11 protein-coding genes are annotated in these 13,054 nt (G+C 61.1%); 3 read left to right on the top strand and 8 right to left on the bottom strand.

Annotated features, from left to right (window positions below):
• Positions 1-21 precede the first annotated feature (21 nt).
• Positions 22-366, bottom strand: coding sequence for a YggL family protein (locus tag AB4N98_RS19855; protein WP_003193255.1), 345 nt, complete (start codon positions 364-366; stop codon positions 22-24).
• A 237-nt stretch (positions 367-603) separates the two neighbouring features.
• On the opposite strand from AB4N98_RS19855, the gene dacB reads away from it, so the two are divergent.
• Positions 604-2,079 carry a D-alanyl-D-alanine carboxypeptidase/D-alanyl-D-alanine endopeptidase gene (gene dacB, locus AB4N98_RS19850; protein ID WP_017527473.1) on the top strand — a complete coding sequence of 492 codons (1,476 nt, stop codon included), beginning with the start codon at positions 604-606 and terminating at the stop codon, positions 2,077-2,079.
• Positions 2,080-2,113: 34 nt separating this feature from the next.
• Here the strand turns inward: dacB and AB4N98_RS19845 are convergent, their stop codons facing one another.
• Positions 2,114-4,501, bottom strand: a complete 2,388-nt coding sequence (locus AB4N98_RS19845; protein WP_460148873.1) for a sensor domain-containing diguanylate cyclase — start codon at positions 4,499-4,501, stop codon at positions 2,114-2,116.
• 138 nt (positions 4,502-4,639) lie between these two features.
• Entirely contained in the window at positions 4,640-6,904 is a 2,265-nt protein-coding gene (rlmKL, locus tag AB4N98_RS19840; protein WP_017527471.1) for a bifunctional 23S rRNA (guanine(2069)-N(7))-methyltransferase RlmK/23S rRNA (guanine(2445)-N(2))-methyltransferase RlmL, read from the bottom strand.
• Between the two features lie 531 nt (positions 6,905-7,435).
• On the opposite strand from rlmKL, the gene rmf reads away from it, so the two are divergent.
• The gene (rmf, locus tag AB4N98_RS19835) at positions 7,436-7,651 is read left to right on the top strand and encodes a ribosome modulation factor (protein ID WP_002553055.1); all 216 of its coding nucleotides are present in this window, start codon (positions 7,436-7,438) and stop codon (positions 7,649-7,651) included.
• A 124-nt stretch (positions 7,652-7,775) separates the two neighbouring features.
• Here rmf and AB4N98_RS19830 read toward each other — a convergent pair whose 3' ends face one another.
• The 5 genes from AB4N98_RS19830 to sctC all read right to left on the bottom strand — a co-directional run bounded on the left by AB4N98_RS19830 (position 7,776) and on the right by sctC (position 11,578).
• Positions 7,776-8,804: a quinone-dependent dihydroorotate dehydrogenase gene (locus AB4N98_RS19830; RefSeq protein WP_017527470.1), complete on the bottom strand. Its 1,029-nt coding sequence runs from the start codon at positions 8,802-8,804 to the stop codon at positions 7,776-7,778.
• Between the two features lie 89 nt (positions 8,805-8,893).
• Positions 8,894-9,346: a transglycosylase SLT domain-containing protein gene (locus AB4N98_RS19825; RefSeq protein WP_017527469.1), complete on the bottom strand. Its 453-nt coding sequence runs from the start codon at positions 9,344-9,346 to the stop codon at positions 8,894-8,896.
• Complete coding sequence (locus tag AB4N98_RS19820; RefSeq protein WP_065878199.1) at positions 9,339-9,725, bottom strand: winged helix-turn-helix domain-containing protein; 387 nt, start codon at positions 9,723-9,725, stop codon at positions 9,339-9,341. The genes AB4N98_RS19825 and AB4N98_RS19820 overlap by 8 nt, the downstream gene beginning before the upstream one ends.
• A gap of 155 nt (positions 9,726-9,880) precedes the next feature.
• Positions 9,881-10,099 carry a FliM/FliN family flagellar motor switch protein gene (locus AB4N98_RS19815; RefSeq protein ID WP_017527467.1) on the bottom strand — a complete coding sequence of 73 codons (219 nt, stop codon included), beginning with the start codon at positions 10,097-10,099 and terminating at the stop codon, positions 9,881-9,883.
• A gap of 15 nt (positions 10,100-10,114) precedes the next feature.
• Positions 10,115-11,578 carry a type III secretion system outer membrane ring subunit SctC gene (sctC, locus tag AB4N98_RS19810; protein WP_083221658.1) on the bottom strand — a complete coding sequence of 488 codons (1,464 nt, stop codon included), beginning with the start codon at positions 11,576-11,578 and terminating at the stop codon, positions 10,115-10,117.
• Between the two features lie 249 nt (positions 11,579-11,827).
• Here sctC and AB4N98_RS19805 point away from each other — a divergent pair, with 249 nt between their 5' ends.
• Positions 11,828-13,054, top strand: a complete 1,227-nt coding sequence (locus AB4N98_RS19805; protein WP_460148872.1) for a CmpA/NrtA family ABC transporter substrate-binding protein — start codon at positions 11,828-11,830, stop codon at positions 13,052-13,054.

Here is a 13,054-nt window from a genome sequence, read left to right as displayed (position 1 = left end):
AGGTCGCCGTTTTTTTCAGTATCACTTGGCCGCGTTGATCGGCTTTTCCGGATACCACACGTCCAGCAGCGGGCTGACTTCAGCCTTGGTCAGCTCGGAACGGGTTTTCAGCCAGGCTTCGACAGCAGCGCGCTGCTCTTCGGATACCGAGCCACGCTTCTGCAGGCAAACCAGACCGTAGTCATCGCCGCCGACGTAGCCCAGGCCATTGGCTTCCATGGCTTCTTTGATGAATGCTTCGAGGAAAGCGTCGATAGCTTCTTCACTCAGGCCTTCGTTGAAGTCCAGGTTCAGTTCGAAACCCAGCTCTTGAAATTCATCAACGCACAGTTTTTTGCGCAGACGCTGGGAACGGTTAGTCGCCATTGGAACAATCCTCTTAAGTAATAACGGGCGGCACTTTAGCAGTTTAAGGCGGCGATTGCCCGACTCTCTGGGACAGGCGGTGCGATGCGGGCAAAAAAACGCCGATTTCCAGCTATGGTTCAGCTACAAGTGCGCCTACCTTGGGGCATAATGCCGACACTTTCATGACCATTGAGGGATTTTCATCCATACCCCTCGCCTTTTTTCACCCTCCTCAGCAGTAGGGTTTTATTCTTTATGATCAAATCGTTGCGTTCCCCCTCGTTGCGTTCAGTTCTGTTTGCCGGTTTTCTTCTGCCACTGGCCTTCTGCGCCAAGGCCGCCCCAGTCAATAACACCCTGCCACCCAACGTTGCGCAGGCCCTTCAGAAGGCCAAGCTGCAAAATACCGCGCTGTCCCTGGTGATGATCCCCCTCAACGGGCCAGGCACCCCCACCGTCTTCAATGCCGACGTCTCGGTGAACCCCGCGTCCACCATGAAGTTGGTCACCACCTACGCGGCCCTGGAAATGCTCGGGCCCAACCATCAGTGGAAAACCGAGTTCTACACCGACGGCACCCTCAGCGGTGGCGTGTTGCAGGGCAACCTGTACCTCAAGGGCGGCGGCGATCCCAAGCTGAACATGGAAAAGCTCTGGCTGCTGATGCGCGACCTGCGCGCCAACGGCGTGCAGCAAGTCACCGGCGACCTGGTGCTGGACCGCGGCTTCTTTATCCAGCCGCAGTTGCCCGAGTTCAACGACGATGGCAATGACGAGAACAAACCGTTCCTGGTCAAGCCCGACGCGTTGCTGGTTAACCTCAAGGCCTTGCGCTTCGTGACCCGCAATGACTCCGGGCGCGTGATCGTGTCGGTCGAGCCGCCGATCGCCAGTATTCGCATCGACAATCAGGTCAAGGTTTCCAACGCCAAGCAATGCACCGGTGACGTGCGCTACAACCCGGTCACCGCCGCCGATGGCAGCGTGACGGTCACCGTCAGCGGCCAGTTGGCCGACGGCTGCAGTTCGCAGACCTACCTGTCACTGTTGGACCACGCCACCTACACCGCCGGCGCCGTGCGTGCGATCTGGAAGGAACTGGGCGGCAGCATCCAGGGCCGTGATATCCAGGCACCGGTCCCCAAGGATGCCAAGGTGCTGGCCCGTGCATTCTCGCCGGACCTGGCGGAAATCATCCGCGACATCAACAAATACAGTAACAACACCATGGCCCAGCAACTGTTCCTGAGCCTCGGCGCGCAGTTTCGCAACGATGCCGATGGTGACGATGCCAAGGCCGCGCAACGCGTGGTGCGCCAGTGGCTGGCGAAGAAAGGCATCACCGCGCCGCACCTGGTGATGGAGAACGGCTCCGGCCTGTCCCGTGCCGAACGGGTCAGCGCCCGCGAGATGGCCGCCATGCTGCAAGCCGCGTGGAAAAGTCCCTATGCCGCGGAATACATCAGCTCGATGCCGATTGCCGGCACTGACGGCACCATGCGCAAACGCCTGAAGACCACCGCCATGCGCGGCGAAGCCCACGTCAAGACCGGCACCTTGAACACCGTGCGCGCCATCGCCGGGTTCAGCCGTGATAACAACGGCAACACCTGGGCAGTGGTAGCGATTCTGAATGATCCGAAGCCATGGGGCGCTTCGTCGGTGTTGGATCAGGTGCTGCTGGACCTGTATCGCCAGCCTAAACTGGCGGCCGCGGCTCCCGTACTCTGACAGACACCGCACACCTGTTGCCCTGCGTCGGCCATCAGACCCGCAAGAGTTCGGTTTCCACCCGGTCCCTGCCCGTCTGCTTGGCCAAGTAAACCGCCGAGTCCGCGCGCAGCAACAAGCCATCGATGCCTTCGTCGACCCGCCAACTGGCCACACCAAAGCTGGCGGTGACGATACCCACCGGGGCCATCGGCTCGTTGCGCAGCGACTGCCACAGATCCATTGCCAGGTTATAGGCCTGCTCACCGTCAGTGTTGGGGCACAGCACCATGAACTCCTCGCCCCCCAAGCGGCAGAACACGTCGGTGCGCCGCAGGCGCTGGCTGATGCGTTTGCATAACTCCTGCAACACGCCATCGCCGACGGCATGCCCATGCTTGTCGTTGATCCGTTTGAAATGATCGATGTCCAGCATGATCACCGACAGCGCCCCGCAAGTCCGGTTGACCCGAACCATCTCGGCCTTCAGACGATCCTGGAAATAACGACGGTTATGAATACCGGTGAGAGAGTCGGTAATGGACAGCGCCCGCAGCTCTTCTTCCACCCGTTTGAGATCGGAAATGTCCGACACATAGCCGTGCCATAACGTACCGCCACCGGGTAACTCTTCGGGGGTAGCCTCGCCACGAATCCAGCGCAGGCCGCGTTGCGGCAGCATCACCCGGTACTCTTCGCGCCAGTGACTCAACTGCAACGCCGACAGCCGTATCGAGTCGCGCACACGTTCCACATCCAGCGGATGGATACGTTCGAAGGCCTTCTTCGCGTCCTGCTGCAACACCCCCGTTTCGATTTCATAAATGTCGCGCATGCCATCACTGGCATAGATAAAGCGCCAGTTCTCCTGGGGTTCCAGGGTGAACTGGAAAATCCCGCCGGGCACGTGGGCGCTGAGTTTCTTCAACAGGCGGTCGCGCGCCGCCAAGGCCTCGTAGGCGCGCTTCTGCTCGGTAACATCCAGGTAGATCGCCAAGTGCCCGATCCACAAACCATGATCATCGAGTAACACCGTGGCGAGCATGTTCACCGTCAACTGGCTGCCATCGCGGCGCACCAAGGTCCATTCGTGGGCTTCATGCAGGTTGTCGGTATTTTCTCCCAGCATCGCCTGGCTGGCGGGAATGCGCTTGCCCAGGGTCACGCTCAGGCTGGCGGAGCGCGTTTCCAGCTCTTGCGGCAGGTGCAGGCTCTCCAGGGTCAACTTGCCCACCACCTGCTCGGCCGTGAACCCGAGCATCTGTTCGGCACCGGCATTGAACGTATTGATGACGCCCCGCAGGTCAGTGGCGATGATCGCGACCTGGGTGGCGGCATTCAGCACACTGCGCAATTGGCCGTGGGCGTCGCGCAATTCCTGCTCGCGCAGGCGCAACTGTACGGTGCGTTGCTCCACCAGTTTCAAGGCGCGCTGGCGCTGGCTGACCAGCACATAGAGCAAGGCGCTGAGCAATAGGCTGAGCAACCCACCCATGGTCAGGATGGCGGTCAGCGAAGAATGGTTGGACTGGTAGAACACCCGGCTCGGGCGCAGGGTGAGCGCGTAAACATGGTCACCCAGGGTAAGACGGCGCGCGCCCACCAGCCCGCTGTCGCCCAACGTAGTGTCGGAGGCATACAGCACGCGGCTTTGCTGGTCGGAGGTATCGATGATCTGCATCACCAGGTTGTCCCGCTCCGGCTTGGGCAAACCGTCGGCCATCAGTTGGCGCATGCTGATGACGGCCATCACATAGCCACGAAACTCAGTCGCGGACTGCTCCGAAGCGACTGGCGCCACCAGCAATACCCCGGTGGCGTAGGCGGGCTCCACGCCCACCAATTGCATAGGTTGGGACACCGCCAACCGGCCGCTCTTTTGTGCGCGCTCAAGGGTTGAGCGCCGCAGGGGCTGGGCCAGCAGGTCAAAGCCCAGGGGCGACCCCAGCTGGCTTTGTGTCTGGATGTAGAGTACCGGCACGTACTCATTGCGCTCCGGCGCCGGGGCCAACTCACCGGCCGAGTTCAATTCACGGATCGTAAAAGGCTCACCGCGCAAGCGCGACGCTTCTTGCTCAAACTGGCTGCGCTGCTCATGAAATACCCGCGGCGCCCAGGCATAGGCACGGGCGCGCAGCAATAAAGGCTGGGCGAAACCATCGAACTCTTCGCGGGACACATCATTGGAGTTAACGAAGAACCTTCGCAGGCTGTTCAGGCGTTGTTCCTGATCATCGAAGCGTTCCTGCAAGCGGGTATACCGCTCGTTGACCAGCAACTGGAAGCGCTGGCGCACCTGTTGCTGATAGAGATCGGAGGCGGCCCAGGCGACGACGAGTGTCAGGGCACACCCTGACAGAAACACCACCAATGCCACCAGCCAAGCCGACGCCTGTTCACTGATAAAGCCTAGGATTTTCGGGCGGACAGCTTGCAACGGCATAGGCAACACTCACAACGCCAGCGTGCGGGGGTGTCACTTTGGCTAGGCCTTAGTTATAGCTACCGACCCAGGGTTTGACCAGCGCAAAAAAGCCGCAAGCGCGGAATAAACCAGGCGTGCGGCTGTTGGCTACGGCGATCAGCGAGCGGTGATTTTCCAGGCCCGGTGGATCTTGGCATTACGCGCAAAATCCGGGTCGATGGTTTTGTCGCTGATTTCCTCGACCGCATAGCGTGCGCTGAGGTTGTCCTCGAGCTGGAACTTGCGGAAGTTGTTCGAGAAGTACAGCACGCCGCCCGGTGCCAGGCGGGCCATGGCCAAGTCGAGCAACTGCACGTGGTCACGCTGCACGTCGAAGATGCCTTCCATGCGCTTGGAGTTGGAGAAGGTCGGCGGGTCGATGAAGATCATGTCGAACTCATCGCGGCTGGCCTCCAGCCACGCCATCACATCACCCTGCTCCAGACGGTTCTTGTCAGAGAAACCGTTGAGCGAGAAGTTGCGACGGGCCCAGTCCAGGTAGGTCTTGGACAGGTCGACGCTGGTGGTGCTGCGCGCGCCGCCCTTGGCCGCGTGCACACTGGCGGTGGCGGTGTAGCAATACAGGTTGAGGAAACGCTTGCCGGCCGCCTCTTTCTGAATGCGCATGCGCATCGGGCGGTGGTCCAGGAACAGGCCGGTGTCCAGGTAATCGGTGAGGTTGACCAGCAACTTCACGCCGCCTTCGCTGACCTCGGTGAACTTGCCCTGGGCGCTCTGGCGCTCGTACTGCTTGGTGCCGCTCTGGCGCTCGCGACGCTTGACCACGACGCGGCTCTTGTCGATGTTCAGTGCCTGGGGGATGGCGGCCAGGGCATCGAACATGCGCGCGGAGGCTTTTTCCGGGTCGATGGACTTGGGCGCGGCGTATTCCTGTACGTGGACCCAATCGTGGTACAGGTCGATGGCCATGGAGTATTCCGGCATATCGGCGTCGTACACACGGTAGCAGTCCACGCCTTCGCGCTTGGCCCACTTGCCCAGCAACTTAAGGTTCTTTTGCAGGCGATTGGCGAACATCTGCCCGCCTTCGCTCAAGCGCGCCTGCTCCACCACCGGGGCCGGGGCCGGCTTGATCGGGTTACCGTTCTTGTTGTACTGACGCTCTTGCGGCTCGACCGGGGCCTGATCGTAAGCGGCCTGCTCACGTTCGGCCTGGCGCTGCTCCGGGGTGCGGCGCTCGCCTGTGACGAACTGGTCCGGGTTGACGTTGATCAGCAGCAATTTGCACGGCAACGCGCCGTTCCAGAACGAGTACTGCTTGTGGCTGCGGATGCCCATGCGCTTGCCCAGGTCCGGCGCGCCGGTGAATACCGCCGCTTCCCAACCCATGCACGCCTGGCGCAGACGCTCGCCAAGGTTCTGGTAGAGGTACAACAGGCTGGCTTCGTCACCCAGGCGTTCGCCGTAGGGTGGGTTGCAGATCACCAGGCCTTTCTGGTTCTGGTCCGGGCGCGGCTCGAAGGTGCCCACTTCGCCCTGATACACCTTGATCCAGTGGCTCAGGCCGGCGCGCTCGATGTTGTTGCGCGCGGGCTGGATCAACCGCGGGTCCGCCTCGTAGCCACGTACCCACAGCGGGGTTTTGTTCATGCCGATGGCCGCGCGTTCAGTGGCCTCTGCGTGCAGTTTCTTCCACAGCGCCGGAACGTGACCCAGCCAGGTCGTAAAGCCCCACAGTTCGCGATTGAGGTTGGGCGCCATGTCGGCGGCAATCATCGCGCCTTCGACCAGGAACGTACCGACGCCGCACATCGGGTCGGTCAGCGCGCCGCCTTCAGCGGCAATACGCGGCCAGCCAGCGCGGATAAGGATCGCGGCCGCCAGGTTTTCCTTCAGCGGCGCCGCGCCTTGCTGCAAGCGATAACCGCGTTGGTGCAGGCTGTGGCCGGAGAGGTCGAGGGACAGGATGGCTTCACCACGGTCCAGGCGCAGGTGGATACGCAGGTCCGGGTTGATCTTGTCGATGGAGGGCCGTTCGCCGGTCGGGGTGCGCAATTTGTCGACGATTGCATCCTTGACCTTCAGCGCGCCGAAGTGGGTGTTGTCGATGCCCGAACCGTGACCGCTGAATTCCACCGCCAGGGTGCCGTCAGACACCATGTGATCGGCCCACTCGATATCCAGCACGCCGTGGTAGAGGTCTTCGGCGTCCTTCATCGGGAAGCGCTTGAGCACCAGCAGCACACGGTTGGCCAGGCGCGACCAGAGGCACAGGCGATAGGCGGTTTCCATGTCGGCCATGCCGCGCACGGCCGAGGTGTGCTCGCGCGCGTCCTCAAGGCCAAGCCCGACGGCTTCCTCGATCAGCAGGCCTTCGAGGCCTTTGGGGCAAGTGAGGAAGAGTTCAAAACGGTCCGACATGGGGCATTCCAGGCTTTTCAGCGATAAGTGAACGGGCGACGCATCGCCGGTTCGATTTTCAATCGAGCACTTTTCTTGAAGAGTGCTCGCGTGGCACGAATGTGCCGTTCCACCCCGTCTGCCGGGCCCTTGAGCCTTTAGTGACGGGGCAGGATGAATTTTTTAAGCAACAAAAAGAAATATTCCGACCCTTCGTCGAATAAAAACCGACTGCAACAGGAGGACATTCTCACTTAAGGACTCAACCCGTCCTCTATGCAGGCTGCATCATAGCTGGCTTTGCCACACAAATGGGGCGAAAAGCCAGCCCAGCTTATGGCTATAGCATCGTTATCGTTACGTGCTTATGACAAAACGATCATTGAATCCATGTGACCTATTGGTTAGAACTCAACACAGGTTGGCGCCGTAACGACGCCGACACTTGGCTCGCCACGCCGGCAGCGAGCCCACCAACGGCAGAAAAACTCTGCCCGGCCTCAGACGAGGCCGAAGGATATCAAGACAGTCAACAAGTGAGGGAAACACCCTATGAGAAGACTTAAGCGTGATCCGTTGGAAAGAGCTTTTTTACGCGGATATCAATATGGCGTTCATGGCAAATCCCGTGAGCTTTGCCCATTTACTCTACCGTCGGTACGCCAAGCCTGGATCAACGGCTGGCGAGAAGGACGCGGCGACAACTGGGACGGTATGACTGGCACTGCGGGAATCCACAGACTCAACGAACTTCACGCCGTCGGCTAATCAGGGCACTTAATTCCGACACACCACCTTTGAATATGTAACGACTTAACCACGCACGTCCTATCCGGGCGGCGGGCTTCGGCCCAGGGGGCTCCTTTATGGAGCCCTTTTTATGGGCTGTGGCTCAGGCTTTTTTGGGCAATGCCGCAATCGCATCCACCGACTGGCGGATCAGTTCAGGGCCCTTATAGATAAAACCGGAGTACAACTGCACCAGGCTGGCGCCCGCGGCGATCTTCTCGGCCGCATGCTTACCTTCGGTAATACCGCCTACCGCGATAATCGGCAAACGACCGGCCAGCTCGGCAGCCAGCACCTTGACGATATGGGTGCTCTTGTCCCGTACCGGCGCGCCCGACAGGCCACCGGCTTCATCGCCATGGGCCAGGCCTTCGACGCCGACCCGGCTCAGGGTAGTGTTGGTTGCAATCACCGCATCCATACCGGCATCCACCAGCGCCTGGGCTACCAGCACGGTTTCTTCATCGCTCATGTCCGGGGCAATCTTGATGGCCAGGGGCACGCGTTTGCCGTGGCGCACGGCCAGGTCTTCCTGGCGCTGGCGCAAGGCTTCGAGCAGTTGCTTGAGCGAGTCGCCAAATTGCAGGCTGCGCAGACCCGGGGTGTTGGGCGAGCTGACGTTGACGGTGACGTAGCTGGCGTGGGCGTAGACCTTGTCTAGGCAGATCAGGTAATCATCCACCGCACGCTCGACCGGGGTGTCAACGTTCTTGCCGATGTTGATGCCCAGGATGCCTTTGTACTTGGCGGCCTGAACCCGCGACAGCAGATGATCAACGCCCAAGTTGTTGAAGCCCATGCGGTTGATGATCGCCTGCGCTTCCGGCAGGCGGAAAATACGCGGCTTGGGGTTACCCGGTTGCGGTCTCGGCGTCACGGTGCCGATCTCGACAAAGCCAAAACCCAATTGCGCGAAGCCGTCGATGGCCGAGCCATTCTTGTCCAGGCCCGCAGCCAGCCCGACCGGATTGGGAAAATCGAGCCCCATCACCGACACCGGCATTTTTGCCGGTGCCTTGCATACCAGGCCATTGAGCCCCAGGCGGCCGCCCGCGCCGATCAGGTCCAGGGACAGATCGTGGGAGGTTTCCGGGGAGAGTTTGAACAACAGCTGGCGGGCCAGGGTATACATGGGCGGGCTAGACTCGGATGGCAGCGAAAGGTGGCGCCGATTATAGCCGGGGTCACACCATGCACGCGAGGCGTGCCGGCCAAACCTTACTAACGCTGCTGCATCAGCGCCTCATAACGCGACCAGATCTTTTCTGCATAGCGCATGCGCAGTGCCTCACGCTCGGGCCCGGTGCCCGCGTTGTAGGCCCCCACCGCCGTCCAGTTGTAGCCAAACCGCTGGATGAATTCGGCCAGAATCGAAGCCGCCACCTCCACCGACAGGCAGGGCTCACGCAATAGCCGCTCCTCGGTAATGCCCGACTGGAGCAGGCGGGGCAAATGGATGCTGTTGATTTGCATCAGGCCGATATCCCGGCTGCCGTTGCGGTTGGCAGGGTTGACCGCCTCTGGCCGATTATCCGACTCCACGGCAGCGATGGCCTGCAGCAATTCCGGCTCGATATCGTAGCGACGGGCCGTTTCCTCCCAGCAAAAGGCCAGCGCCTGCTCACTGCTCATCACCGCCATAAACAGGAAGGCCCTGCGCCAGAACCTACCCATGGCTGACTCGGCCGCAGGTCAAGCACACCTGCCCAGCCGCTCTCATGCGCGTCTCGGTCTCCACTGGGCATGTAAAGCGATACCCTCTGCCATAGATCGTCTTGATAAATGTCTTGTCGGCGCCAAGGTGTTTGCGCAGCGAATAGATACAACGTGTCAGCGACTCCTCGGCAACTTCCCCCTGGGGCCACGCCTGCTCCAACAGATGATCCTTGGTCATCAGCACCCCGCCAGACCCCAACAGCAACCGCAGAACCTGCAACTCCTTGGGCGGCAGTTGAACGTCCGTGGTCCTGCCGGTCAGGCGGCCATCGCCATGCAACGTCCAATGGGCAAAGACCAGTGAAGTCGTCGGCATACGTTCATCCACGACGGCCATAGCTACCTCGGCATCCAACTAATGACATTGAAATCCTTATTTTCCATACGGGCTCCAGCGCCCACGCCACGACTATAGAAACCTGCTTCGCAAGCCACGCTAGGAAAAAAGCCATAGATCCGGCGACTTCAAGAACTGCCCTGTCGGAATTTTCTTCAACCATCTGGCGCCCATTGTTGATAGACCTCGTACAGCTCAACCCCAAGTCGATCCTCCAACTGCACCAGCTCACCCAAGGCAAACAGCTGGCCGTTGACCCGCACCTCAACGCTATGGATGACCGTGGGCGCCAACGGCAACACCTTCCCAGGCGCAAAGGCGGCCAGGCGCCTGCGACTGATCAGTTGTTCCTGCAGAAGAATTTCCAGATGCATGGGTTAACGCCTTATTCACGGAGAGAGATCACTGCCCGGTCGTACAAACGCGCGTTGCACCCGCTCGTACTGCGCCGCAGTCAAGGGCGGAGGCCCCAAGCCTGCAGACATGCCCTGCCCTTCGCTGCTGACCACCCGGGCCTGAACCACAAACAGACGAACCTCGGCAGGATCGCTTCGCGCCACGCCGTACGCCGGCTCGCGCGCGTCACGCCGGAACGCTCCCAGCCACAGGCGCCGGCCCTGGGGCACGCGCACCACCGTGCTCACACTCACACGCCCAACGGCTGTGGGTTTACTACGCCGCCCCACCTCACTGACCTGGCGGCCATCCTGCACATTGAGCAACATCTCGATTTGATTCGCTTCAACAATGCGCGGCAGCACACTGACCTGAGAACCATAGGGCACAGGTTTCCAGTCAGCCGTGTCGTTTCCGGGAGCCGGCAGGTAAAAGGTATGGTTGTCTTCGAACACGGCCGGTACGTTCTCCTGGGTAAGCACCACCGGTAACGTCACCACCCTTGCACGGCGTCGACGTTCAAGCGCGGCGATCTGCTCCATCAACTGCCGGTCTTCCAGCGGCGCCGGAACGTGCGCGTTTGATGCGCTGGTTTGATTGTCCGGGACGAGGTTCAGCTTTTTCATGTCGTCACGGTTCATGTCCACCAGCCACAACGAGACTTCGACGGCTCGCCTGGGCGTGTCCAGTTCCGCCACCAGTTGCTCGATAAACTTCACCTGTGCAGGTTTACCCTTGATCAGCAGGCTGTTGGTATCGGCATAAGCGGTCACCCCAAGGCTCCGGTCAGCCAGCGGCCCCTTGTGCTCACTCGCCAGCAGGGCCTGGATCGTCGACGCCATGCCCGGCACGGTCACCTTCTGGTCGCCCATGGCGTACTCGCGGTCGGCCACAGGGGTATTCAGCACGTGAGCCACGCCAAAGGCCTGGCTACCCACGCGCAGCCCGGCGCGCTGGCGGTCCATCAATTGAGCCAGGCGCAACACCTGGTCGACGTAGTTGGGCGGCCCCGACACATAGAAGGTGCGCCCCTCGCTGACGCGCAAGGGGTAGCGCGTCTCATCGAGCCCCGAACGACGCATGAGGCTGCGAAACCGGTCGATGGAAAGATGCCGCAGCGCCACCACCGAGCTTTTCGCCTCACTGGCGTCATAGACAAAAATCGCTTGCCCATCGCCATACCAGATCAAGCCGTGCTGCAGCGCCAGGGACTCCAGCGTCTGTTGCGATGCGTCGAGCGCCAGCACCCCACTGAAACGTTGACGCGCCACTTCCCGGCTCACAACCACGGGCACGCCCAAGGGCACCGACAAAGCGCTGAAAACAGTGTGCAGGCTCTCGTCCCGCGCTTCATAGGTGGCGCCCCTGGCGAGCATGTTCCCCAGCATCAGCGCGGCAAACAGCAGCCCGCGACAACGCCGCAGGCGAGACATCAATGCAGTGAAATCAGCGTACACCGTGGGGTTCCTGGGGCGGCCTGGGTTTAAGAAGCGGCCATACTGAGAGCCAGCCCGATTTCAATCTTGATGGAAAGTTGACGAGCGATTGCCCCTGCCGGCCCGTGGCATGTGCCTTGCTATGCACTCCGTATCAAAGCGCGCACCAACGGCGGAGCGGGCTGATGGACAAAGGCGTCGTTACCCGCCATGGCGTGCACCGTCATCTGCGGGAACGGCGCTTTTTTTTGAAAGAAAAGGTAGGTGTTGATGAGCGATTCGGTTGGCAACAGCCCGATAAACGACCCGCTGGCATGGGTCAACGGCAGTGATGCCCCGGAAAAGAGCAGCCTCGACCTGGGCTTCATGGCCTTGAGCGATTGCGCGTCCCTGGTGGTGGCCGCGACCCAGGGTTTCGCCCAGCCCTATGGCCTGACCCTGAACCTCAAGCGCCAATCCTCATGGGCCAACCTGCGGGATAAACTGGTCAGCGGCGAACTGCACGCCGCCCACAGCCTGTACGGGTTGATCTATGCCGTGCACCTGGGTATCGGCGGCGTCGCGCCCACCGAGATGGCGGTATTGATGGGGCTCAATCAGAACGGCCAGAGCATCAACCTCTCCCACGGCCTGCAGCAGCAGGGGGTGGTCACTCCTGAGGCACTGGACCGCCACGTGCACCAAAGCCGAACAAAACTGACCTTTGCCCAGACCTTTCCCACAGGCACGCACGCCATGTGGTTGTATTACTGGCTCGCAAGCCAAGGCATTCATCCGTTGCAGGACGTGGACAGCGTCGTGGTCCCGCCCCCGCAAATGGTTGCACACCTGCAGGCCGGGCGTATCGACGGCTTTTGCGCCGGCGAACCCTGGAGCGCCAGCGCAGTCGCGCAAAGCCAGGGCTTTACCCTGGCGACCACCCAGGCGATCTGGCCCGATCATCCGGAAAAAGTGCTCGGCTGCACCCAGGCATTCGTCGACCAATACCCCAATACCGCCCGGGTATTGGTGATGGCCATCCTCGAAGCCAGCCGGTTTATAGAAGAGAGCACCGAAAACCGCCGTTCCACCGCGCAGTTGCTCAGCGGCCGTGACTATCTGGATGCCCCGCTCAATTGCATCGAACCGCGCCTGCTGGGCACTTATGACGACGGCCTGGGCAACCAGTGGCAAGACCCCCACTCGCTGCGCTTTTTTGCTGACGGCGAGGTAAACCTGCCGTACCTCTCCGACGGCATGTGGTTCATGACCCAGTTTCGCCGCTGGGGCCTGCTGCGCGACGACCCCGACTACCTGGGCGTTGCGCGCCAGGTGCAGCAACTGGCGCTGTATCGCCAGGCGGCCGAGGCGTTGGGCATCAGTGCAGCGCAACGCGACATGCGCAGCAGCCAGTTGATCGACGGCAAGGTGTGGGATGGCTCTGACCCGGCCGACTACGCCCGCAGCTTTCGCCTGCATGCGCTGGCCGATCACGCCAGCCGCCAAGCCTTGCGCTGA

Source organism: Pseudomonas sp. S3_E10, from assembly GCF_054667615.1.
This window is presented reverse-complemented; position numbering and strand designations above follow the sequence as displayed.